This window comes from Microcoleus sp. N9_A1, from assembly GCF_036701795.1.
In the GTDB taxonomy this organism is placed as follows: domain Bacteria; phylum Cyanobacteriota; class Cyanobacteriia; order Cyanobacteriales; family Microcoleaceae; genus Microcoleus.
The window spans coordinates 1-21552 of record NZ_JAUBRI010000084.1 but is presented as its reverse complement, the minus strand read 5'-3'; the positions used below and the strand labels follow the sequence as shown (position 1 = coordinate 21552).

Here is a 21552-nt window from a genome sequence, read left to right as displayed (position 1 = left end):
TTTTGAGCAACAGCTTGCCTGAGATTCAAAGGTGGCTACTTCTAGCTGTGCTCATTTTTTAGTCTAAACTACAGTTATTTACGGCGTTGCTTAATCAGGGTATGAAAAAAAACCAGGCAAAAATCCAGAATCTTTGTGGATAATGGTTTTTCTGATTTGCATATTTAGCCGTTCATACCGTAAATCAGCAACGCCAAATTTTTATTGTCGTGTTTCGGGTTTTTAAAAATCTTATTAGTGATTTCCCTTGAAACTTTAATCAGCCTATTATTAACATGAAGATTTTTAGCTAGCCGTTGTCGGAGATTGTTAAACATCAGTTCAGAAATCACCTAAAAAGGAGATAAGAAAGGAACATAAAAACAAAAACTATACCAAATTTTGGCCCCATTGTCGTGTCAAAACCTCTGAAACTATTAAAAATCAATTTAAAAACGGTGAACTTCGCCGTCATGATGATTGATTAAATGTTTGATAACATTATCCTTAATCATGTTCCTCCTAACCATTTCAATGAGTAATATCTGCGCTTCTTCAGCCGAAAGTGATTGAGTCTCATCCGAATAAACTTTGAGTTTAAATTTCTGTTCAACCGTAAGTTCAGTTGAAAGTTTATTCGATTGATCTTCATCCCCTGTTATTTCAGTGGTCATAGTCTCTACTGTTTTAAGTATCTGTTTCCTTGTGTTTTTTCGGGTTTGTTAGAGAATCTGTGAATAGAGAATCAGTTGAAGAACTGTTATTTTTGAGGGTTATCAATTGATTGATTCGATCGCGAGTCTCCGCACTTTCCCCCTCCAGCCACTGAACTATCACAGCCACGTCGTACTTAGTCCCTGGTGTTTGCCAACCGTACATTTGTGTTAGCAGAGCTTGCATCCATTCGGGATGGTATTCATTCCACCAAATCAGAGCTATATCTCGCAGTTTCTCTGCATCTTCTTCACTGATTAATTGCCCTGATATGTGTTCAGAAATCGGTTCTTGTGGGCTTAGTACGGGTGCAGATTTTTCAGGATTTGATATCGAGTCAGAAACAGAAATCGAGTCAGAAATCGGTTCAGAGGAGGTTTCTGCTGGTGTGGCCGGTATAGATTCCTCTACGGCTTCAGATGTGGATTCAGATGTGGATTCAGAAGTTTCAGGGGTTTCAGGTATGGGGGCTGTGAGTAGAGCGGTGAAGACGGCTTTTTCAGCATCAGTCAGCGAGTTCCAGACTTTTTGGCGATCGGCTGCACCAGCTCCGCAAACTTCCTTGAGAACGCCCTGGATATTTCTGGCTAATTCCGGGTCCCCAGCTTCGAGCACTGTCCGAATATATTCGAGTAGTTCTGCCTCATCTACTTGTTGCTGAGTTTGCTGATCGACCTCACTTTTTGAAAGATCAACCTCATTTTTGATAGGTCGATCGTTTTGAAACTCACTCTGGCTATGGCTTTGATCGACCCGATCGACCTGATCGACCTTTTCACCCAAACTTTGCAAATCTTCTGCTGCCGTCGCCTCCCGATTCATACAAATTGCACTGGGTTCACAAGACTCAGCGATCCTCTCCGAAGGCTGCGCTAACGGATCAGCATAGCCATCATCGCGATGAGCTTGTGTTGGATCAGAGGTTGAATCAGAGGTTGAATCAGAGGTTGAATCAGCAGTCTGCTCAGACATTAGTAAAGTTTCAGAAATAGGATGATCAGGTTGATCAGGTCGATCGAAGCCAGAGCCAGTAAGGAGATCAACCTCGTGATCAACCTCCATTTTTAAGGGGGGTTTCAAATTTTGAGGTTGATCGGCGAGTTCATCTATTTCGACTTTGGCCCAAACTCGAACTCGTTTAGTGCTGATGATTCGGAACTCTCGTTCCCACCCCATTTTTTTGAGAATTGCCGAGCAGCGCATTTGGTGCGATCGCTCTTGGCGGCTCAAATCTAATTGGAGATGATTAAGAAGGTCGCTGAGTCGGACATAATCGCGGTGCTCGATGTAAGTCAAGATGACATCTTCCCAGGGGTCGGACGTTTGAAAGTCCTCAGTTAAAAGTTCGGCTTTTTCTTCATCATTTCCAAAATCAAGATAGGGTTCTTCACCAGAGCGATAAGCCAGCATCGCAGCAGCCCAAATTTTGTCTCGTTCTTGGCTGAGTAATTTGGTGTCAATTTTTTGTTTAACCGGAATTACCCAAAATCGGCGGTTGCCAGTTTCGTCGGCGAGAAATTCTTGCTTATTGGTGGTGGCAACGATGATGCTGGGTCGATCGAAATCTTCGGTATCTCGACAATACGGAGGTCGAATTGCATCCGTCTCAGTAGACAGGAAAGCTTTTGTCGCGCTGACATCCCGCCGTCGGAAAATTGACTCTAGCTCCGCCCATTCAACAATCCAGGAGCGGTGCAATTTGAGCCGTTCATCTTTATCGCCGACCGCTCCGAAAGAATCGTCGAAGTATTTCTTGCCTGCCAGGATTTTGAAAAATGTGGATTTTCGGAAACCTTGAGGCCCTTGCAGAATCAAAACTGTGTCCATTTTGCAACCTGGTTCAAAGGCACGTTTTACCGCACCAATTAAAGTCTTTCTGATGAATTTTGTATAAAGTTCCCCTTCAACACCAAAATATTTCTGAACCAAAGTATCGAAAATTGAAGTATCTAAAGCCACTGGCAGAGAATTTAGATACTCTTGAATGGGTGAATATTGATTGTCCACTGCTATTTCTGTGAGAATGTCTTGGACATCTTCCCTACTGGAGCGGACTAATACTCCATGTCTGATTGCGAGTTGAAGACGGACTCGATCGAGAGATACAGGTTTCCCATCTATTTCGATTCGTTTGCTGAGTGTGTTTAGCCTGATCTGCTTCCCAAAATGTCTATTCAACTTTGTGTAATCCTGAATCATTTTGTCGTCAGAATTGAAAATGTTAAATTCTGATGCCTTCCGATTGTGTAATTCAGGAACAGAATCAGAAACAGAAACAGAATCAGAAACAGAATCAGAAACAGAATCAGAAACAGAAACAGGTGAGAAATCTAAATCAAAGGGTTGCTGAGCTTTGAGAAAGCGCCAGTACGCACCTTTGATGCAGCTTTCTACTCCATCAGGAATATAGTGTTTGATAGAGGATACAGGATTGGATTTAACAGCCGAATCCCAGACCTGCTGCCATTCATCCTCATCCCATCCGCCACCGGGTGAACAACGGCGACAAGCATCCAGAAACAATGTGTAAGCATCGTCATCTGTAAGTTGTCCCAGGCGGTGAAATTCAGCCTGAACTCCAAGTAAATCTCTGGCAAGCATTGCCATTGATGTATTTCTTCGAGTTTCGACTCCACTCAGATAAACCTTAGCTTTGCCCAAGGCGGAATCCAAGGGTATGGCGATCGGAAAAGGAACCTTAAGATCCTTAAATTTTATCTTTTTGGTTTCTGGCTCGGGGAGAGTTGCTGTCGGCTTTATAAGTGTTGCTGTTGAAGTGCCACTTCCTGTACCGTTGGTAGCATTTTCAGCAATGGTCAGCCTTGGCAATAAATCCAGTAAATTTTGCTGATTTTGTTCCTTTTCCTCCTTTCTTCTTTGCTCCAGTTCCCTGAATAATCTACTAAGATGTTCCCGCAAATCATTGTAATTGTATCGAATACCGGATTCACTGACAATTTCTGATTTGATTGGTTCGCGATCGGGTTTGATGTGCCAACCCCCTGCTAGGCGAAACACCCTACTGGGATTTTTATTACTTTGATCAGCTTCCATGATTTCGATGAGAAGCACTTGCAGTTCTCGCCACTGTTCCGGTGTAATAGGCTCCTCGAACAACCAATACGGTTGCATGGACTTGTCACCGCTAAATATCGTGAAGGTAGGCTCTACAAAGCCTACAGCGCTCCATTTTTCAAATTGTTCACCCAGCGGTATATCATCCCATTCACAGAAAATACCGCAACAATGCGCGACATCAGCATCGGTGTGACCAGTGCCACCAGCCCCATTGACGACTACATACACACCGCGCCCATCTGCTTGATATTGTTCGATTTGTTCCCAGTTGAGGTCAGAGAGTTTGCGCCCTTTATCCTTTTTTTTACGATCGTCTGTTGAATGATAGAAAAATCTCAAGTAGGCTTGAGATTTTTCATATCCCAGGTAACTGAGATGTTTTTCTGCTAATTCACGATCGATCTCGATTTTATTAGTCACGTCTTTGCTACTCCTGATTTTATTTCTGAGGTATTAACTCCTGATTTATCCAAAGAGCTAATAAGTGTGTGTAACTTATGCTGTAGACGGTCTATTTCGGCAGTTAAATGGTTGCGTTCTACCTCCATATCAACAATTTTGTTTTGAAGACAAGTGATTTTTCTTCGATCGGCTGTTTGCTTCTTCTGTTGTGCAGTTTTTTGTGGATTTTTTGTAGGTTCAGCGACTGGTTCATTAACTGATTCAGTAGTTGCTTTCTTCAGTCGATCGGCTATACATTCACAGCAAAAACCGCCAGTCAACTTCGCAAAACGACGTTTACCATCTTTGTGATAGTTGGTACGGCACCATCCGTTTATTGTCATCAGAACCTCTCGGATACTTAAAGTTCAGTATTTTCTTGAGATGTTTGAGAAAAATAAAGAACCAGAGCATCTTCCACTAAGGAGCCAATGCTAATTCTTTTATTTGCTGCTAAAATCCGAATTTTGTAATCGAGTTCTTCAGAAAGTGATAAAGTCCGTTTGGTTTTCTTACTTTTATGAGGCAAAGTTGCGTCAATTAACACTGTTGAGCTTACTGGTAAGGAATCTGTCATCATATAAAGAAAATAGTGAGTGAGTAAGAAATTGGTAGCCGTCCACGCTTAAATTTTCGTGATTTTGTGTTATGGTTGCCCCTGCATTGCAAAATCTGCCAAGCTCAAAGAAGAATGATGGAGCTTTGCTAATGTACGGTGAAGTTGTTACGCTAAAGCAAGGCGGACTTAGTAGCTGTTTCAATGTCTGGACAGGCTAAGACCGTACAAGCATTTCAGGGTGTGGTGATTGAGAATCCAGAACCGCTCAAAGCAAACTAAGGTTCCGAACAGCTTAGAATGTGATTAACTCAATATCTGCTATGGCTTAAGCTATTACTAGCTTGAGTTTGCTTATTTACACCTTTCCCTGTGCTCTGTGCCTTGTACCTGCGAATAGGACGCTTGGTAACTCTCTTGCCATGCGTATTTACCACAATAATACCTTATTTACCAAATGAATACCCCATCTCAGATCAAATTGCGTTTTTCGGACGGCGACTATTCAGGTGTGGAAAGTGAATCTTCCCCCCAGGTGCAACATCTTCCCAGGGGCTCCCAGAACAATTCTCACCACCATCAAAATCCTTTTCTCAATGATTTTCAACCCTGTGAAAGCGATAGACCGAGGGAATTTCAGCGATATGTGATGGATGTTCACACCAGGGAAAAATTTGCTGAGGTGATCTTTGAGATGCGTGCAAATCGGTCATATCGAGCATTTTCCCGCTTACTTGGCGTAACTCATCCCACTATCAAAGCTTGGGAAAATCTTGAAGGAATTCCCGATCTAGAAAATCTTCAACGTGTCGCTAAGTTCCGAGGCGAAACTCTTGAAGAATTCAAGCAAATCCTTGCTGGAGCTCGGAAACCTAGCCGATTACAAGAACTCGTACAGCAAGTTCGTTCTATCTCAGATGAAGAGCTTGCTGTTATCCTCCACGTCATTGCCGAGCGGATTGCCCTCTAAATCCTTCTATTTCCCTTGCAACTTTTTAATAAATGTATTTACCACTATTGGTAAATGGTGCTATATTGGTAAAGAAATTACCAGTATCATTTACCAATGATTAGCAATGGCAAAACTAGCAACAACGTTTACAAGCCTTGATTTGTCTGGGTTTGACTTAGATAATCACAAGAAGCAACACCCGGGGTACACAGGAATTAGCCGAGAAATGGTGGATTTTGCCTGTGCTGTACTTCAACAAAATCGTGTAGGGATTGCAGTCCGCTCAGTAAATGCAGCCCTCAAAGAAATTTACGGTTTTGGAGGCAGTACGGACGCAGTATGTAAATTGGTCAAGGAATGGCGATCGGATAATCTGTCACTCCTCAAGCAAGGAAAATCTGAAAAAGATTTAGCAACTGCATTGCTGGAAGCCGTAGATGATGGCTTACTCGATGAATCCGAAGTACCTGAAGAGTTTATGTCGGTGATGAAGCAAATGGGATTTGCCATTTACCGTCTCGCTTACCAAAAAGCGGATACTGTTATTTCAGGCGATCGAATGAAATCTCTGGCTCAGGAGAACGAAATTCTTCGGCAACAACTCAAAAATTATCCACAAGAGCAGTTTCAGTTAAACTTCTACAAGTCAGAATACGAACGCCAGAATAATGAGCTTCGTGAAGCGTACATGAATCTGAACAAGCAACAATTGGCAGATTCTGAAGAATTTCGTCAACAGTTAGATTTGCTCACCTCCGATCGCAACGAATTACAAGCAAAACTTACAGTTTCCGAACAACGTTTGCTGGAAGTTGCTGAATTTGAAATAGCAGCCCGCGATCGAATCTCTGAAATCTCTAAACTCAATGGGCAAATCGAAGCACGAGAACGTGAAGTTTCAAGCCTTCATGCTCAAATTCAAACTCTCCAAGCACAAGTTGGTGAGAAACAAGTCCTTGAATCTCAACTTGAACAAGTGAGAGCTCAACTCAAAGAAGCTTCCACAACAATCACTAACCTGCAAAGTCAACAGAAAGTTAGTGGGGCTTTACAAGTCGATCGAGTTTTAGATGATTCAGATGATGAGCTAGTCACTGATGCTCAGCTTATGGTGGAAAACGAAACACTCCATGCTGATTTGTCGGATGCTCTTAAAGAAATTGAAGATTTGAAAGCACGTCTCGCTGAAACTCAAGTCGCTCAATCTGAATCTCCCTCTGAATCTCAAGCTGAATTACTTCCTGAAATACTTCCAAAACTACTCCCTGAAGCAGTTTCAGACTTTGTTGACCCTCTTTTAGAACCCGTTAACTCTGACTCTGACTCTGACTCTGACTTTGACTTTGCTATCTCTGACTCTAATTCAGAACCAGTTGAGTTTATTGCATCTGTTGAACATCCAGCTAAGCCGTTTGAACCTGTTTCCAGAAACAAAAAGCAAAAAGTTTCTGTTGCTAAATGAGAAACAGAAACAAAACAGAAACCAAAAGCTCAGTAGCAGTTACTGTTACTGAGCTTAGAAAGGAGAATGGGTATTGCTAGAGAGCTAATAAGTGTTGAGTGACTCAAAAGCTCGATTGCTGGGTAAAGAGTAATTAGCAATTGATAATTGGATTAAAAACATGATAGATCAAAAGAAAGAAATTCAGCTAATGTTGATGGCCAGATTTCCTTTGCTGTGGGTAGTGAGCCCAGAAGAGGAAACCGCCGAAGAAATTTTGTGTGATATAGCAAAAGCTAAGGAAGGGCAAATCTATTTCTGGGATTTTGCCCGTGGCTGGACAGATAATGGCACAGCCAAAGGAAACCCGATGCAAGCCCTGGAACGGATCAGCAAAGCGCCGGCAATGGAACAAGTCACTTTGTTCGTCATGAAAGACATTGCGACTTTGATTGCACCAGGTGCGAATGGGCAGATAGCCGTCAACCAGCTAGCGATCGTCCGGGAACTGAAAAATTTGGCAGTAGCGATCGCCCGTGACCGTCGCTGTCTCGTCATTCTCTCCGACCAACTCCGAATTCCTCAAGAACTGCGCGAAGAAATTACGGTGGTAGATGTCTCCTTACCAGACATCGAGGAGATATCGAAGTTGCTCACTCGATTAGTGCCTCCCCCCGATTTTAAGCTCAACGCGGAACAACGGCAACAGCTCATAAAGGCTTGCCAGGGGCTGACTCGGTGCCGAATTGCCCGTGTCCTTGCCAAGTGCTTAGTTCTGGGAAAAGTTGATATTCGAGCCCTGGCTGCGGTCATCGAGGAGAAGCGCCAAACCATCCGGGAGACAGGCATCCTCGAATTTATTCCGGTTCAATCAGGTCTGGAGTCGATCGGCGGACTTGAAAATCTCAAGCAATAGGTAACAGTTCGATCGCGCTCTTTCAGCGACGAAGCCCGTGAGTATGGTTTGCCCAATCCCAAGGGGGTACTGCTGGCCGGCATTCAGGGTACTGGCAAAAGTTTATCGGCTAAAACCATAGCTGCTGAGTGGAAATTGCCGTTACTGAGATTGGATGTGGGGCGGTTATTTGGTGGCATTGTCGGGGAAAGCGAAAGTCGGGTCAGGCAGGTGATTAAGTTAGCAGAGGCGATCTCACCATGCGTACTTTGGATTGATGAAATTGAGAAGAGTTTTAGCAATAATCAGTCAGATGGAGATTCAGGAACAAGTAAGAGAGTGTTCGCAACTTTGCTTACCTGGATGAGTGAGAAAACCGCGCCGGTGTTTGTTGTGGCAACTGCGAATTAGGTCGAATTACTTCCGGCTGAATTAATCCGCAAAGGTCGTTTGGATGAACTATTTTTTGTTCATTTGCCCAATCAGTCAGAGCGCGAGCAAATTTTCCAAGTGCATTTGAAAAGATTGCGTGGTGTTGTCGAATCTCAAAAATTTGATACACAACAGTTTGCGATCAACACTAAAAATTTTTCTGGTGCGGAAATCGAACAAGTGATTTATGAAGCAATGCAAATTGGATTTAGTCGCGATCGAGAATTCATGGATGATGATATTTTTGCTGCGATTCACGATTGCGTACCGCTCGCTCAAATTGCTCAGCCACAGATTGAAGCGCTGAAAACTTGGGCAATTCGATCGGGCGCTAAATCCGCCAGCATTGCCGATCGGACTGAAATAACTACAAGTCCCTACTCTCATCTCTCTCCTCTTGAAGTTGACGAAAATTAATTGTCATGAAAAAGCGAAGCAAAAATAAATGCTTCGCTTTTTGGTTTTGATTTCTCAAAATTTATTCAGGAGACATGGCAGCACTTATTAAACTGTAAATTGCTTCATCTAAAGTTGACACATACCCATGCTTGTAAGTAGCTATCTCACTCTCATCTCCAAATGGAATTGGTTCGTCTCCCCATTGCCAAAAAAAGGAATCTTCCAATTCAATGATTTTTCCGTTGTGCAAATACATTTGAAAGCGATCGGACTTTTTAACAATTGTTTCGCCTGATAGAATTGTGATTTTTGTTCTTGTAAGTTGTCTCATGATTTTGATAATTTGCGAAATTTAATTACTTTATTGCGAAGCACCACACTAACCAAATCAAATGTACAACAAAGAATTTCAGCATTATGTTCATCCTCTGTCATCGATCGAAATCGTTGATACAGATGAAGGGAAAAAAGAAGTAATAAATAATTGGGCATTCGCTTCAGTTATTTGGTCAACCGCCCTCGCTGGCAACAAAAATGCTTTGATTTTGATTAATGAGGTATTTCCTGATAAAAGCAGAATTCCTTTACTACTTTTGCGTTCTAAGCAGGGAGATGAAGCAGCGATGAGAGATGCGATCGCCATTCTTGCCTTTGCTATTGATGACAAATTAGCCGAAGCATTTGAACCAAAAGGAAATTGAAATGGTGATGTAATGCTTCGCTGTAAGGAAGTGATATTTTGAGTTTGTGAGTCAGATTATGTCAAAAGTAAAGATGGATGCTGAAACACTCTTGCACAATTTGCAACACTTTGGTGGAACTGAGCAATATTACAAACATTGGCTTGGAATTCAGTACACCGATGGAGTCAAATATTTGGCTGATAATGCTCAATGTTATTGGTTAATTGATGCGATCGCTTCTCATCAGCCTTCTGCAAGGAAAAAACAAAGGTTAACCGAGTTTCAACTTTGGTTCCTTCATGTCGGAAATGCACATGAGTTTATTAAGCCCAAACGAGGCAATGCTGCTGTCTTGACTTGTTGGGAAGATACACCAACCCCCGAAACTAAACCTGCGATTATTCAACAGATACCAATTACTGATTTTCCCTTGCCTGAAATCAAGCTTTATGTACAAGCGAAAATTCTTCTGTTGCCACAGGAAAATTAAGCCATAAGAATCTGTCCAGTTCTCCAACACAGGAAACTGGACAGACAGTCAACTACCTAAATTATATAGGAGCCAATCAAATGAGTGACAACCAACAAATTTCCGAAATTACACTCGAAGAAAAGCAAAAACAACTGGAAGGATTGCAGGCAGATGTTGACAGAATTTTTGCTGAAGCAATCACTAATCAAATCTCAACAGCCGATTTTGCTATTGAGATTTGGGTAAATGCAGTGCAACAAAAAGCGCCTTATGTAGCGATCGCCAGTCGCATGATTCACCACAGCACAAATTTTCAGGGAGACGAAATGTTGCAATTTTTGCGATATCTAGCTAACAAAACTTTGGAAAAAGATGCTTCGATCGTACAATGGGCAGTCGATTTAATCAATCAAGGTTTAATTATCAATAACACCCTGAAAGAGGAAAACCAAAATGGCAAATTTGATGTGCAAAGTCTGTAGCGGTCAGCTAATGTTTCTTGGTCAGTTAGGATACTTGAGACATTATACTTGCCGAAATTGTGGGATTCATATTAACAAAAGTCCCAAAATTGTCCGAGACAAATTCGATAACATAATCTCAGTCAAATACTAATCATGCTACTCACACAAACCAAACAATGCGCTAATTGTCCGTGGAAAGTAGACAGAAATTTGAGCAAAATTCCTGGCTATAACCGGGAAAATCATCAAGCTTTGAAGGAGACGATCGCTAATCCAAATCAAGATGTGTTTGAACAGTTGACAAGTCCTAAAATCGCAATGGGTTGTCACTATTCCACTGATGAGAAAGTCCTTGAATGTGTCGGCTGGATTTATCACCAACTTCGGAATAATAATTTACTTCTGCGATTGGTACTGATGCGATCAGGTCAAATAAAAGACCTTGGAATTGATGGCGCACAACGGGCAACTTTTGCTGAAACTTTAACCGATTAACCCAACTTATCCCCAACTTACTCAGCCATGCAATATTACAGAATCGAATTTACCATCAACAAAGATGGCACTGTTACCGAAAAGGTGATTGCTTCCGGGGCTAATTGCACCGCTGTTACTCAGGAACTGGAAAAGGCAATGGGGGAAGTCCGATCGCAAGAACTTCTTCCAGAAGCATTAACTGAGACATTAACTGAGGAAACTACTGAGGATTCAACTTTATGGACAAATAGTTGATGAACTGCAAAATTCCTGGTTGTCTTAATCCCTTAACAAAGGGCAGAACTTACCAATGTGGTAAATGCAGTTCACAAATTTTTGCTATTGCCCGGTACTTTTCTCGTCCACTTTCAGAACTTTTAGGAGACTTAGAAAATGTCACATCTCAGTGTAATAAGAACCCAGATAAAGAATCCGATCGTCCTACAAGAGATTCTTCACAAAATGATTGAATCAGGACTTGATGGAATTCTTGCTGGAGCTTACCTTGAAACTAACACCCGTATTCATGACCCTTTCGGTAACAGTAAGCTAGCAGATTTTGTTATTCGGCGCAAACAAAGCTATCAGGGTGGTTACGATTTTGGCTTTAAGCGAATAGAAGGAACCGATGAATTTGAGTTCTTAACTCGTGATGGTTCCATCCATGCTGCTAAGCAATTTATGCAGCAACTTTTACCCTGGTACGCACGGGAAAATACTTTAGCAGTATTGAGGAGTCAAGGGTTCAATATTGAGTCTCAAACTGAAGAAAACGGTGAAGTCGTCATAGTTGCTGGTAAATGGTGTTAAACCCATACTGCTTCGCATAAGGAATTCAGAACTTTAATAGGAACAGAAACAATGATTTGGAATTTCACAACGAACGAAAAAGGAAGTAATGTAAGCCTTGAAATAAACGATTTCATTCACATTATACAATGTCTCGATCGTGCAGCAGATGCTTTGTTAATTACAACACGAACAACCGAAAGTAAATACGAAACAGAACCTGGAAAATTAGCGCTGAAATTAGTCAAACAGTTGGGTTATGATTCAATTGATTTGTCAGACAACGATTAATCGGTCAGGGCTTCGCCATAAGGAAGTGATGAAATACCATAGCGAGGAAACAGAAATGTCTCAACAAGAACAAGCTACTGAAGCAGAAATCCGAGAATTAAAGGATGGAATCAAGAAGATTGTGAACTGCGCCGGGGAACGAGGGTTGAATATCAGAGAGTTTGCGATCGAAATTTGGGAGAATGCGGTCTTACGAGATGTCCACTATTTAGCATTTTCAAGTCTGTTGTTAACAAGTGTTACAGGTCTAGAAGGAGAAGCTTGTTTTTTACACATTGAGGAGATGATAGCAGCAACTTTGTCGGGTGATTTAGAGACAAAACAGAAAGCTATAACTATGATGGCTGATGGATTAGTTGAGTATAATAAACCCCTCATTTAATTCAAGTCAATGCTTCGCTTTTAAGGTTTTGAGGAAACAATCAACACAGTTAACATTGATTGTTTCCCTCTCAAATAATTAACAATATGAAACACATTGTCGTCTTAGAAGTCATTGATGGAAAGAAAGTAACAGCAGAAGTCTTAGAGGAACCGCCAATGCTTTTGACTTGGTGGCAAATGTTTTTCTTGTTTAATCGTAAAACAGCTCAAGATTCGATTACGGAAGGTCGAATTATTACCTATATCTATATCGAGATATACGGTTGTGCTTTACGAAGTATCAAACTTTCAGAAGTAGTAGAAAAATTAGAATAAAAATCATGGGACATCACACAGAAGAAGCAATAGTAGACGAAGCTGCACGAATTCAAAAAGAGGTTGATAAAATCTTTGAAACGGCTCAATGGCTACGCCCCGGCTTACGCCTACGAATAACTGGAGTTTGGAACAATTTGCGGTCAAAGTGTTAGTTGGAGCGACAGATTATGACCTTGGATATTTCGCAATAGCTGCCCAACTCATTCAAAATGTCACACAAATTGATGGACAAAATTCGATCGAAATCCTCAAGTTTTTGATTTTCAAGGTTCAGCAACAGGACACTTTGAAGATTAAGCAAGCACAGGAAATGTTTTTTCGGGGATTGGTCATCAACAAAAATAAAGCTGAACAACGGTTGGCAGAAGAGAAACAGCAATAGCAAATCTTGAAACAAATCTCGAAAAAAACCTCAAATAAAACCTCGAAGAAAACCTTAAATAAAAGGAGAAATTAGCATGAAGACTACTTACAAAGCTGATGATTCGGTAGGACAACTAAAACTATCGATCGCACTCCATCTGATACCGAATCTGCCCCCGATTCCCTGCAAGGATTATCGGCTTATCGTAATAGATCCTCCTTGGGTCTATTCACTTCGGGAAACAGACAAAACTCACCGGGGCCGTTGCAGTTATCCATCTATGACCGAGGAGGAAATTCTCAATATGCCAATTAGTGCGATCGCCAGCGATAACTCTTATCTGCTGCTGTGGGTGACAAATAACCATCAAGCGCTAGGGTTCCGGTGCTTAGAAAACTGGGGATTTACTCATCGATCGACCTTCACATGGGAGAAGGTCACGAAGGATGGCCGACCTCACATCGGAATGGGTCACTACGGGAGGAATTGTACTGAGCACTTCCTGGTAGCTACAAAAGGCGAACCAGGGAGTTTTAGTACCCACGGTCTAACCAACATCCCGAATATCATTAGAGCGCGGAGACGCAAACATTCTCAGAAGCCGGAAGAGTTTTGGACGATCGCAAATCAACTGGCAGAAAAACTAGAGAATTGTGAGGAATTGGGGCAATTGTCGCAACCGTCGAGGATTGAGTTATTTGCTCGGCAACAACGCCCGAATTGGGATTCCTGGGGTGCTGAAGCTAATTTGCCTAAAACCTAATTCTTTTGAGGTTTCTGTTCTTAAGGTCTATTGGAATGATGTGAACAAAGACTGTCTTTCACTTGACTAATAGCAATTGAATACTTTCCCTAGTTTTTCAATGGAATTACTAGGGTCAAGTCTCTCCGTTAGTGCTTCGCTTTGAGATGTTGACAAAACAACTGCTTACTAGAAAGGAAAGTACCGACGATGACATCTAATGAATTGACAGATACTCAGAACGGATTTGTTACGGTCAGCGACTTCTATGCACATCAGCATGAGTCGATCGTCAACGCAATGAAAAATAGTGAGATTCCCCATCAGATAGAGTTTCATCCCCACAAAGCAGATGCGCTCTGGAGAGAGGGTGCTTTCAGAGTCTATGTTGCTCCAGAACATCTTGAAGCAGCCAGAAATTTGTGTAAATCGATCGAATTCGCTCCTGAAGCAGCGAAAATATTGCTTGGAATCCCAATTGAGTAATAGCGTAATAACTGGGTCGCTCCCAGTTTTCTCTCATGCCTTACTACATTTTGGTTACGAACGAACAAGAGATAGATGTCTACACCACTCGCGAAATGTTGACACCAGAAGAAATTCAAGATTTGGTTGGCATCGAAGGAGAGCCAGCCACTTTTGAAGTGCTAGATTCTTCTAACTTCTCTGATCCCAAGATTGTCATAATTTGTGATGATGACCTGGAACCGAAAGCGCTGAAACCGACTTGTGTAACTAAAAACGGAGACGTGATTTTCGGTCAGGTAGTTATTCTCGGAACTAACAACTCACTCTTAGATTTGTGTTTGCTAAATCTTGAACAAGTAAAAATGGTGAAAAAAGAACTCAAACTGCACCAAAAACCACCTAAGCCAGAACACGGTTTTAGTGCTTCGCTGTGAGATATTGATTGGTTTTCTGTACTACCGTTAACTGGAGCCAGCATGACACGATTTTACGTCTTAGTAAACTCAACAGGAATTGAAGAAGTAGCAGCAACTGAAATGCCACAAATCCCCGAAATTCAAAAGCTTGTAGGGATTCCAGGACAAGAAGCCTTCTTTGAGGCGGTCTACCACTGTTATTCTGACCCGTCACTAGCGGTTTTGGTTGACGATGACTTCTTGCGGAAGGCTCATCAGCCAACTATGCTTACTCCAAAGCGCGTCATCCTTCAGGGACAAGTTCTCGTTGTGGCGATCGATCCACAAATTGAAGATTTCTGTCTGTTGACTCAGAAGCAGGTAGAGCTTGTAAAACGAAAAACCAAACTCTATCAAGCAAATTTACGTTAGCTATAACAAAATCATGCCCCTCATTCTGGGGCGTGATGGCAACTCAAAGAAAATCAAACTTTATCTCACTGTTTCTTGTTTCTTAGATTGTTTCTGGTAACGTTTCTTGTAATGTTTCTGGTAACGTTTCTTGTAATGTTTCTAATGCTTCACTTTGGTTATCTAACACTTTAAGAGCGCATATCTGGGTCGCTCCCAGAAATCCTGAATGTACGAAGAATGCAAAATAACCTTTGGTAGATTGTTGTGGAGTGCTAGGCGTTATCACAGACTGAGCCAATGTGAATTATCTCAAATAATTACCTCAAAATATGGCTCTCTCGATTATTACCAACTTTCAAAAATTGAGAATGATCGTCTCGAAATACAGTCGATCGACTATGATTGGCTTATTCCAGCAATAGCCGACTTATTCGGTGCCGACATTGAATGGTTGGAACAAATTCGATCGCAAACAGAGCCAGAACCATTGGATTGAGTATAGATAGAGACACAGAAAGAAACCCAAGAAATTGAGAAATATTTTGGTGAATATCAGGAAGCTGATCAGATCGGCATTCAAATCGAAGAATTTGAAGGCAATACTAAAAAGTCACACTAATGCTTCGCTGTAAGGTGGTGTTGCTTTTCTAAATGCTATGAACTTAAAAGAATTAGTTCGGTTTCTGAAATATGAAGCCGATCTCCCTAACTTTTTCCAGACTTCTGCCAATTACTACCAGCAAAATCAAACACTACCTTCGGAAACTGAAAGTCAGAAAATCAAGGTAGCTTTAGCCGTCAGCGATCAAAAAGAAGGTCAGCAGCCAAAGAGTAATGATCCACTCTATCAGCAAGCCTATCAAATCGCTCAGTCTATTTAATTGGAGCTGATAAGATGGAAGGCATTAATATTTGGTCTGGCTCTGATATTGGGATTGGTGCAGCTTTGACCAATCCCACAGAGCTAGCTTTCCGAAAGAACAAAATCAAAAATCATTACCCGGTAACATTCAAAGGCGTGAATTTCCGTGATGCTGAATCTGCCTATCAAGAGTACAAAAGCCCTGATATGCAGGAATCGATCGAGATTATGACGGAAATCATTGTCTGCAAATTACAGCAACATCCGCGACTGTTTGAAGAAATTACCAAACGAGGCGGTGTTGATTGGCTTAAGCGATGCCGTCACATTGTTGGAATCAGAAATAGTCGCTGGGAAGGCTACGGATTGGAAAGCAATTTCATCCTGTGCTTGATATTTGCGTATCAACTGTGTAGTGAATAGCGCGCCGTTTGAGAGCCCGCTGCTTCGGCGACTTGGGTTGGGCTGCGTCCGATACGAGCCGTCTGGCACCATGAACCCATCGACTGTAATGGAACCTATTTGCCCGATCGCCCCCCAGTCCTTCTAGCTCGGCTCGGTTAAGGGCAGACCGGCTCTAAAAATCAACTCGGCAGTCAAGTTCAACTCTGGGAAAGCCAGCGACTCAACTCGGTCATCTCCCCGAAACAGGCTGATTTGATACTCGCCGTCAACCAACTGGCAAACCGTGAGCGTGGGTTGTTTGGGAGTGCCGATGAACTTGCGACCGCCCAAACCGAGGTAGTCCACAATCCAGTATTCGGGGATGCCCATTTCTTCATAGTCGGCAAATTTGAAATGATAATCATCCCGCCAATTCGTACTGACTACCTCTACAGCCAGCCGCACCGAAGAACCCATCGTGATGATGGACTCCCTTTCCCAGCGCGGTTCGTTTGCCAGAGATGCTTGATCTAGGACAATTACATCGGGCTGATAACCAGCCTCATCGCGAGTGGGTTTAAGCAGGCAGTCACCGGGGATGGAGTAGGGTAATTCGCGTTGGTCAATTTCAACTCCTACTTTTAAGCTGATAAAACCTGTAACACCGGAATGGCGGCCAGTTCCTAAAGGCATTTCAACAATTACTCCATTGTGCAGTTCGTAGCGGCGAATAGAGTTCTCTGGATACCAGGCTGCGAACTCATCAAACGTGATTGTTTGGGGGATGGTTTGGGGGATTGTTTTGGTTTGGCTCATAACATTTTCATGGTGGACATTAGGTATGCGATCGATCCTATGATTTCCGGTCGTTTTCAGTTTCAGGGCGATCGTTCCGCTGATTCTGTTCTATGTACTGTTTGACCAAATCAATCAGCACTTCATTCATATTTTTTCCGTTCAACGCACAAATAGCCTTGAACCGCTCTCGAAGCGTTCTTGAAGGAAATGTGACTTTCAAGGTGGGTACTGGTTCTGTAGTTTTTCGGTCGGTCACTGGGATATCTAACGCAATTACTTTATATATCCCAGACTACCCGTTAAAGCTCGTTTTTTGCTTAATGGGTCAATAGGCGCAAACGGGATGTTTGCATCAAATATCCCGTATGAGTTATCATACACCCACGAACGCCTGCAAACCAAGCAGAAGCATAAAACAGTTATCTGTACTCCCGATTCGGTTGCTTCACTAAGTTTTGTTAGCGTCAAAAAACCAAAACCACACCCCGCCCCCTCTGACTCGCAATCTCAAAGGGCGGGGTGTGGTACTCACAATGGAGATTTGCTCTATGTTCGCAGATTATGGGCAACCATCGCAACCCGCCCAAAGCTTTGTAGAAATACCCAATCCCCGCGTTACCACCGCAGTGGGACGCATGGAAGTGACCAACGTTCGTTCTGAAACCGTCACCGGTTGTTTGTTGGATGATCAAGATAATTTGCTCAAGGAAGACGGACAACCGATTTATGTGTGCGTCCGCAAATCAGAGATTTTTTGTGCCATCGAACGAGCCAACGTGATTAGTTGGTGGCAACTGGAGGAGCAAGGGATTGCGGGACACACAACGCCCCGAAAATATTCCCTAGAATCCCTAATCAATCGATTAGATGGACTCAAATTGGATGAACTGTACGTTTTACGAAGCTTCGTTGCTTTGGAGAGCGACCCATTCCAAGCATATTCGGGAAGCGTCAACAACGACTTATCCCACTTGCAAGCTTGGTTTCCGACAGTGCGAGTTCTCGATCGGGTGGAACAAAACCAACTAGCAAGCGCTCTGTGCTGGCGAATAGCTAGCGACTCCAACGCATCAAGCGCACCATCTCCAGGCGACGGGAGGAACGATTAATTCTTGAGTTGATAGAAGATACCGTCTAAAATTTCTCTCTTAGTTTAGTTAGTGAGTTGAGTTTTTGTTGATGCGCCAATGATGCAACCTCTAACTAATCGCAGAATCCAACTAACTAATTGGCAGAAAAATTGGTAACAACTTAGTAACCACTTAGTAACCACTTTATTGCAATGCTGGCGATAGTTTCAACTGTATCAAAAGCGATCGCCAGTTTCTTCCATAACATCAGTGAGGTATGCTATGACCAACGGCAACGGACTAAATGGCGATACGCCTAACGGCGACACGCTCCAGCCCGATCCAATACAAAAGTTAACAGAATATGTCGAATCTGTGGAAATTTCTCTGGAAATCCAGGAGGATAAAACAGACGTTATTGAAGACCAGGTGGCAAATCTGACCGAGCAGATAACCGAGTTAAAACAACAAGTGAAAGATATCTATGGAGATGAATCAGACTGGGAACGTATGTCAAAGACTTGACGGACTTATCGCACGCCGTCAGGAGAAAAACCGATTGCAACGTTCCAAACTGGAGCGAACCCAGCGCTTGCGAGATGAAGCTGCTTTGACCCGACCTTTTAGAAAGTCACCTTTGCTTGACTTCGTTGATGATTTGGTACACCGTCCGCCGAACCAAGAACAGATGCGCCAGCTCAAGGAACTACTTCTAGAAGAACAGAAGGCGATCGCTAAACTGATTGCCCTAATTGACCAACACCTAGATTGAGGTACTCTCCTGATTGAAGCTGAGGTAATGCTTAAAAGATGTTATAAGGCGGTCAATAGATACGCCTTTTCATCTTTTTCAGAGCGCCAACCTGAAAGTTGTTCAAACTTTAAAACTAAATTCTACAGTATTTTAATACTTTGAACTGATTAATTTATTGCACCTAACTGATAATAGGGCAGCTCAATAGTTAACGAAACCAAGGTAATTTATCAGGTGACAGGTAAGAATGGCGAACCTAAAACCTTGGTGCAACATGATATTATAAACAGTTAGTTTTCTAAAAAGAGAGCCGAAGTAAGAGGAATGGTGAAGCGGAATTAGTTATTTTAATGTGCAGACAGTAACGCTTGTTTGATAAAATAATTAGATTGTCGTTTAGTTTTGCAGCGGGCGACCATCCCCCAATCTGGGGATTTCCTATTTTGATTATCCTCATTAAAAAAGCAGGTGGCGTAGGCTTTACAATACCGTAAATCGAGCTATTTTGAATATGTTCTTTTGATATCGAGCTGTCAAACATGGAACTAACCAAATATAGTTGGTGGGGTGAATATAACGAACCACCACCGCACCTGAAAACTAAAAAGCAACTCGGTGAACTTGGTTTATCGCCCCTAAAACCTTCAGGTGTTATCGAAACCCGGAAATACGATGTGTTTCTCTACGATATCCACAATCCTGAATGCTGCCGACCCAAAAGAAAGCCATCTCCCAAACAATTGGAAACCCTAGCTGCCAACCGTCTAAAAGCTCAAATTAAGCGGGATTATCAAGAGTGGTATCGCGAAGTAGGTTTCATAGAAAAAGATAGGGTAAGGGCTGTGCTGTGGGCAAGGGAGCAATTAAGCCAGAACGATTGGGTGATTCTGGATACTGAAACGACGGACTTATACGATGCTGAGATTGTAGAGATAGCAATTATCGATCGCACAGGACAAACCTTACTCGATACTCTCATCAAACCTACAATTCCCATCCCCGCAGAAGTAACAGAGATTCACGGGATAACCGATGAAATGGTAGCGAGTGCTCCAAGTTTTCCCACAGTCTATCCCCGCATTGTTGAAGTCCTGAAAGATAAACGGATTTTGATATACAATGCCGGATTCGATATCAAAATCTTGAATTACTGCTGTCAGTTGCACGATTTACCCAGTTTGATGTTAACAAAGCGTTCCGAATGTTTGATGGAATGGGCAGCGCAATGGGTCGGAAACTGGAGCTATTATCATAAAGATTATCAGTATGTTCCTCTCAATGGAAACCACCGAGCGCTGGAAGATTGCACGGCAGCTTTTCAATTAATTAAAAAGATGGCAGCGGATTCGGAGCGCATCAATTGTCCCGTGCCTGTTCCCCAACAAAAGTCATGATATCCCAATCGATCGCATCATCAGGGAACAGCGATAATTGCCCCGGCGATACGTTGGACTGCCTGCGGTTGTGGTACGACAGGTGACACGCGGTACACAGAGCGATTAAGTTTTCTGGGCGGTTGTCCTCCGGTATCCGATTGCGATGGTGCACCGCCAAAGTTAAAGCACACCGTTCGGATTTGGTTAAGCCGCTTTGTTTGCCAGGTCGGAGGCATTGTTGATGGCACTTAGCACAACGCCAGCCCGCGTTTTCTTTCACCGAGAGCGCAATCTGTTGCCAATTGTCGGGATACCTCTTGGGTTTTGCCATAGTTCAATTCTCACAATTGGCACGATCGCTTTTGCTGTATTTATAGACTAGGAATTCCTCTGCTGTTTGGATTCCCAGTGATTTTTCCAATAGTCGTTAAACTGGTCAAAGGTGTAAGGTTCTGACGGCAATAACTGGGTTAAAGAGGAGTAGCAGCGATCGATCAGAAGCTCCTCCCATTTGTTTGCGTACTCTAGGGATAAGGAATCACCATCAGACCAATCCCTGGCGTTCAACCCAGTTTTTAGATGGGAAAACTTCCGCCACTCGTGCTGTTCAAAAGGAAGTCCTAAGTCTTCAATCACAGAGCGAATTGCACGCCAAAGCACGAAGCCCTTCTCCCTTGGAACCAAAGGACGTACCCCACACATTGAGAACTGCTGTAATTTGAAAAACTGAATTTGGTTCTCTAAAAAATGCGATGAAAGTGCTGGAACTTTCTGGATGATCGCGGTACAAGTGTACAACTTTTAAGACGCTATCGGGATTGTCCCGCATCAGTTTTAAGATTGCGCCAATGCCGGCAGTAGTACCGGGCGGTGAAGGTATGACGAGATTAATTAAGCTCACGGTTGCTCCTGGATGTACTAAATATTCTGATGTTTTAGCTGTTCAACGACCAAAACGGTAAAAATAATTGAAGAACTAATCAACTTTAGCGCTTGGCAAAAAGCTCAGCTTGCGGATAACCGAACTTAGCCAGTCGTAATTGCTGAACTGTGGCGCGACCCTCAGCGCTCGATCGCCAAGTCATACCATTTTTCTAAAGTTATGCTAGAGTTACATGAAAAGTAAAGGAGAACATTAAAATGTCTGGGCGTCCTCATAT

At 42.6% G+C, this 21552-nt stretch carries 36 protein-coding genes; 26 read left to right on the top strand and 10 right to left on the bottom strand.

The window, feature by feature from the left end:
- Nucleotides 1-428: 428 nt before the first annotated feature.
- Genes QUA58_RS27135 through QUA58_RS27120 form a run of 4 tightly spaced genes read right to left on the bottom strand, consistent with a single transcriptional unit; the run spans nucleotide 429 to nucleotide 4759 of the window.
- Nucleotides 429-653 (bottom strand): NblA/ycf18 family protein, encoded by a 225-nt coding sequence (locus QUA58_RS27135; RefSeq protein WP_333397139.1) that lies wholly within the window; start codon nucleotides 651-653, stop codon nucleotides 429-431.
- Between the two features lie 13 nt (nucleotides 654-666).
- Complete coding sequence (locus tag QUA58_RS27130) at nucleotides 667-4191, bottom strand: virulence-associated E family protein (RefSeq protein ID WP_333397137.1); 3525 nt, start codon at nucleotides 4189-4191, stop codon at nucleotides 667-669.
- Nucleotides 4188-4556 carry a hypothetical protein gene (locus tag QUA58_RS27125; RefSeq protein WP_333397135.1) on the bottom strand — a complete coding sequence of 123 codons (369 nt, stop codon included), beginning with the start codon at nucleotides 4554-4556 and terminating at the stop codon, nucleotides 4188-4190. The genes QUA58_RS27130 and QUA58_RS27125 overlap by 4 nt, the downstream gene beginning before the upstream one ends.
- Before the next feature lie 17 nt (nucleotides 4557-4573).
- Complete coding sequence (locus QUA58_RS27120; RefSeq protein WP_333397134.1) at nucleotides 4574-4759, bottom strand: hypothetical protein; 186 nt, start codon at nucleotides 4757-4759, stop codon at nucleotides 4574-4576.
- Between the two features lie 466 nt (nucleotides 4760-5225).
- Between QUA58_RS27120 and QUA58_RS27115 the strand changes: the two genes are divergently transcribed.
- The 5 genes from QUA58_RS27115 to QUA58_RS27095 all read left to right on the top strand — a co-directional run bounded on the left by QUA58_RS27115 (nucleotide 5226) and on the right by QUA58_RS27095 (nucleotide 8905).
- A complete protein-coding gene (locus tag QUA58_RS27115) occupies nucleotides 5226-5738 on the top strand; it encodes a helix-turn-helix transcriptional regulator (RefSeq protein WP_333397132.1) in 513 nt (170 codons plus the stop codon).
- A gap of 106 nt (nucleotides 5739-5844) precedes the next feature.
- Nucleotides 5845-7182 (top strand): hypothetical protein, encoded by a 1338-nt coding sequence (locus tag QUA58_RS27110; RefSeq protein WP_333397129.1) that lies wholly within the window; start codon nucleotides 5845-5847, stop codon nucleotides 7180-7182.
- 160 nt (nucleotides 7183-7342) lie between these two features.
- Nucleotides 7343-8077: a hypothetical protein gene (locus tag QUA58_RS27105; RefSeq protein ID WP_333397128.1), complete on the top strand. Its 735-nt coding sequence runs from the start codon at nucleotides 7343-7345 to the stop codon at nucleotides 8075-8077.
- A gap of 48 nt (nucleotides 8078-8125) precedes the next feature.
- Nucleotides 8126-8467 carry an AAA family ATPase gene (locus QUA58_RS27100; protein ID WP_333397126.1) on the top strand — a complete coding sequence of 114 codons (342 nt, stop codon included), beginning with the start codon at nucleotides 8126-8128 and terminating at the stop codon, nucleotides 8465-8467.
- A gap of 39 nt (nucleotides 8468-8506) precedes the next feature.
- A complete protein-coding gene (locus QUA58_RS27095; protein WP_333397124.1) occupies nucleotides 8507-8905 on the top strand; it encodes a hypothetical protein in 399 nt (132 codons plus the stop codon).
- Nucleotides 8906-8966: 61 nt separating this feature from the next.
- Here the strand turns inward: QUA58_RS27095 and QUA58_RS27090 are convergent, their stop codons facing one another.
- The gene (locus QUA58_RS27090; RefSeq protein WP_333397122.1) at nucleotides 8967-9218 is read right to left on the bottom strand and encodes a hypothetical protein; all 252 of its coding nucleotides are present in this window, start codon (nucleotides 9216-9218) and stop codon (nucleotides 8967-8969) included.
- Between the two features lie 61 nt (nucleotides 9219-9279).
- Between QUA58_RS27090 and QUA58_RS27085 the strand changes: the two genes are divergently transcribed.
- The 17 genes from QUA58_RS27085 (at nucleotide 9280) to QUA58_RS27005 (ending at nucleotide 16433) form a co-directional block, all read left to right on the top strand.
- Nucleotides 9280-9588, top strand: coding sequence for a hypothetical protein (locus QUA58_RS27085; RefSeq protein ID WP_333397120.1), 309 nt, complete (start codon nucleotides 9280-9282; stop codon nucleotides 9586-9588).
- 58 nt (nucleotides 9589-9646) lie between these two features.
- A complete protein-coding gene (locus QUA58_RS27080) occupies nucleotides 9647-10060 on the top strand; it encodes a DUF6876 family protein (protein WP_333397118.1) in 414 nt (137 codons plus the stop codon).
- Between the two features lie 80 nt (nucleotides 10061-10140).
- Nucleotides 10141-10524: a hypothetical protein gene (locus tag QUA58_RS27075; RefSeq protein ID WP_333397115.1), complete on the top strand. Its 384-nt coding sequence runs from the start codon at nucleotides 10141-10143 to the stop codon at nucleotides 10522-10524.
- A gap of 135 nt (nucleotides 10525-10659) precedes the next feature.
- Nucleotides 10660-11001 carry a DUF6283 family protein gene (locus QUA58_RS27070; RefSeq protein WP_333397113.1) on the top strand — a complete coding sequence of 114 codons (342 nt, stop codon included), beginning with the start codon at nucleotides 10660-10662 and terminating at the stop codon, nucleotides 10999-11001.
- A 27-nt stretch (nucleotides 11002-11028) separates the two neighbouring features.
- Nucleotides 11029-11238, top strand: a complete 210-nt coding sequence (locus tag QUA58_RS27065) for a DUF2997 domain-containing protein (protein ID WP_333397111.1) — start codon at nucleotides 11029-11031, stop codon at nucleotides 11236-11238.
- A gap of 207 nt (nucleotides 11239-11445) precedes the next feature.
- Nucleotides 11446-11793, top strand: coding sequence for a DUF1257 domain-containing protein (locus tag QUA58_RS27060; protein ID WP_333397109.1), 348 nt, complete (start codon nucleotides 11446-11448; stop codon nucleotides 11791-11793).
- A 51-nt stretch (nucleotides 11794-11844) separates the two neighbouring features.
- Nucleotides 11845-12063, top strand: a complete 219-nt coding sequence (locus QUA58_RS27055) for a hypothetical protein (RefSeq protein WP_333397107.1) — start codon at nucleotides 11845-11847, stop codon at nucleotides 12061-12063.
- A 28-nt stretch (nucleotides 12064-12091) separates the two neighbouring features.
- Complete coding sequence (locus QUA58_RS27050; protein WP_333397104.1) at nucleotides 12092-12445, top strand: hypothetical protein; 354 nt, start codon at nucleotides 12092-12094, stop codon at nucleotides 12443-12445.
- A gap of 86 nt (nucleotides 12446-12531) precedes the next feature.
- Nucleotides 12532-12762 (top strand): hypothetical protein, encoded by a 231-nt coding sequence (locus QUA58_RS27045; RefSeq protein ID WP_333397102.1) that lies wholly within the window; start codon nucleotides 12532-12534, stop codon nucleotides 12760-12762.
- An 88-nt stretch (nucleotides 12763-12850) separates the two neighbouring features.
- Nucleotides 12851-13147 (top strand): hypothetical protein, encoded by a 297-nt coding sequence (locus tag QUA58_RS27040; RefSeq protein ID WP_333397100.1) that lies wholly within the window; start codon nucleotides 12851-12853, stop codon nucleotides 13145-13147.
- 76 nt (nucleotides 13148-13223) lie between these two features.
- Nucleotides 13224-13892, top strand: a complete 669-nt coding sequence (locus QUA58_RS27035) for an MT-A70 family methyltransferase (RefSeq protein WP_333397098.1) — start codon at nucleotides 13224-13226, stop codon at nucleotides 13890-13892.
- A gap of 189 nt (nucleotides 13893-14081) precedes the next feature.
- Nucleotides 14082-14357 (top strand): hypothetical protein, encoded by a 276-nt coding sequence (locus QUA58_RS27030; RefSeq protein ID WP_333397095.1) that lies wholly within the window; start codon nucleotides 14082-14084, stop codon nucleotides 14355-14357.
- Nucleotides 14358-14392: 35 nt separating this feature from the next.
- Nucleotides 14393-14773, top strand: a complete 381-nt coding sequence (locus QUA58_RS27025; RefSeq protein WP_333397092.1) for a hypothetical protein — start codon at nucleotides 14393-14395, stop codon at nucleotides 14771-14773.
- A gap of 42 nt (nucleotides 14774-14815) precedes the next feature.
- Entirely contained in the window at nucleotides 14816-15166 is a 351-nt protein-coding gene (locus tag QUA58_RS27020; protein WP_333397090.1) for a hypothetical protein, read from the top strand.
- A 208-nt stretch (nucleotides 15167-15374) separates the two neighbouring features.
- Complete coding sequence (locus QUA58_RS27015; RefSeq protein ID WP_333397088.1) at nucleotides 15375-15644, top strand: hypothetical protein; 270 nt, start codon at nucleotides 15375-15377, stop codon at nucleotides 15642-15644.
- 160 nt (nucleotides 15645-15804) lie between these two features.
- On the top strand, nucleotides 15805-16029 hold the full coding sequence (locus tag QUA58_RS27010; protein WP_333397086.1) for a hypothetical protein: 225 nt from the start codon (nucleotides 15805-15807) through the stop codon (nucleotides 16027-16029).
- A gap of 14 nt (nucleotides 16030-16043) precedes the next feature.
- Entirely contained in the window at nucleotides 16044-16433 is a 390-nt protein-coding gene (locus tag QUA58_RS27005) for a hypothetical protein (RefSeq protein ID WP_333397084.1), read from the top strand.
- Nucleotides 16434-16556: 123 nt separating this feature from the next.
- Here QUA58_RS27005 and QUA58_RS27000 read toward each other — a convergent pair whose 3' ends face one another.
- Both QUA58_RS27000 and QUA58_RS26995 read right to left on the bottom strand, forming a co-directional pair.
- Nucleotides 16557-17210 carry a Uma2 family endonuclease gene (locus tag QUA58_RS27000; protein ID WP_333397081.1) on the bottom strand — a complete coding sequence of 218 codons (654 nt, stop codon included), beginning with the start codon at nucleotides 17208-17210 and terminating at the stop codon, nucleotides 16557-16559.
- A gap of 37 nt (nucleotides 17211-17247) precedes the next feature.
- The gene (locus QUA58_RS26995) at nucleotides 17248-17448 is read right to left on the bottom strand and encodes a hypothetical protein (RefSeq protein WP_333397078.1); all 201 of its coding nucleotides are present in this window, start codon (nucleotides 17446-17448) and stop codon (nucleotides 17248-17250) included.
- Nucleotides 17449-17740: 292 nt separating this feature from the next.
- Here QUA58_RS26995 and QUA58_RS26990 point away from each other — a divergent pair, with 292 nt between their 5' ends.
- From QUA58_RS26990 to QUA58_RS26975, 4 genes are all read left to right on the top strand, one after another.
- Nucleotides 17741-18301, top strand: a complete 561-nt coding sequence (locus tag QUA58_RS26990; RefSeq protein WP_333397075.1) for a hypothetical protein — start codon at nucleotides 17741-17743, stop codon at nucleotides 18299-18301.
- 243 nt (nucleotides 18302-18544) lie between these two features.
- The gene (locus tag QUA58_RS26985; RefSeq protein WP_333397072.1) at nucleotides 18545-18787 is read left to right on the top strand and encodes a hypothetical protein; all 243 of its coding nucleotides are present in this window, start codon (nucleotides 18545-18547) and stop codon (nucleotides 18785-18787) included.
- Between the two features lie 34 nt (nucleotides 18788-18821).
- A complete protein-coding gene (locus tag QUA58_RS26980; RefSeq protein WP_333397070.1) occupies nucleotides 18822-19034 on the top strand; it encodes a hypothetical protein in 213 nt (70 codons plus the stop codon).
- Nucleotides 19035-19555: 521 nt separating this feature from the next.
- Nucleotides 19556-20410 carry a 3'-5' exonuclease gene (locus QUA58_RS26975; protein WP_333397068.1) on the top strand — a complete coding sequence of 285 codons (855 nt, stop codon included), beginning with the start codon at nucleotides 19556-19558 and terminating at the stop codon, nucleotides 20408-20410.
- Here the strand turns inward: QUA58_RS26975 and QUA58_RS26970 are convergent.
- From QUA58_RS26970 to QUA58_RS26960, 3 genes are read right to left on the bottom strand one after another with little or no spacing between them, the layout of a single operon-like run.
- A complete protein-coding gene (locus QUA58_RS26970; RefSeq protein WP_333397067.1) occupies nucleotides 20373-20723 on the bottom strand; it encodes an HNH endonuclease in 351 nt (116 codons plus the stop codon). The genes QUA58_RS26975 and QUA58_RS26970 overlap by 38 nt on opposite strands.
- Before the next feature lie 47 nt (nucleotides 20724-20770).
- A complete protein-coding gene (locus QUA58_RS26965; RefSeq protein ID WP_333397065.1) occupies nucleotides 20771-21052 on the bottom strand; it encodes a hypothetical protein in 282 nt (93 codons plus the stop codon).
- Nucleotides 21021-21293 (bottom strand): hypothetical protein, encoded by a 273-nt coding sequence (locus QUA58_RS26960; RefSeq protein ID WP_333397064.1) that lies wholly within the window; start codon nucleotides 21291-21293, stop codon nucleotides 21021-21023. The genes QUA58_RS26965 and QUA58_RS26960 overlap by 32 nt, the downstream gene beginning before the upstream one ends.
- Nucleotides 21294-21552: the final 259 nt, after the last annotated feature.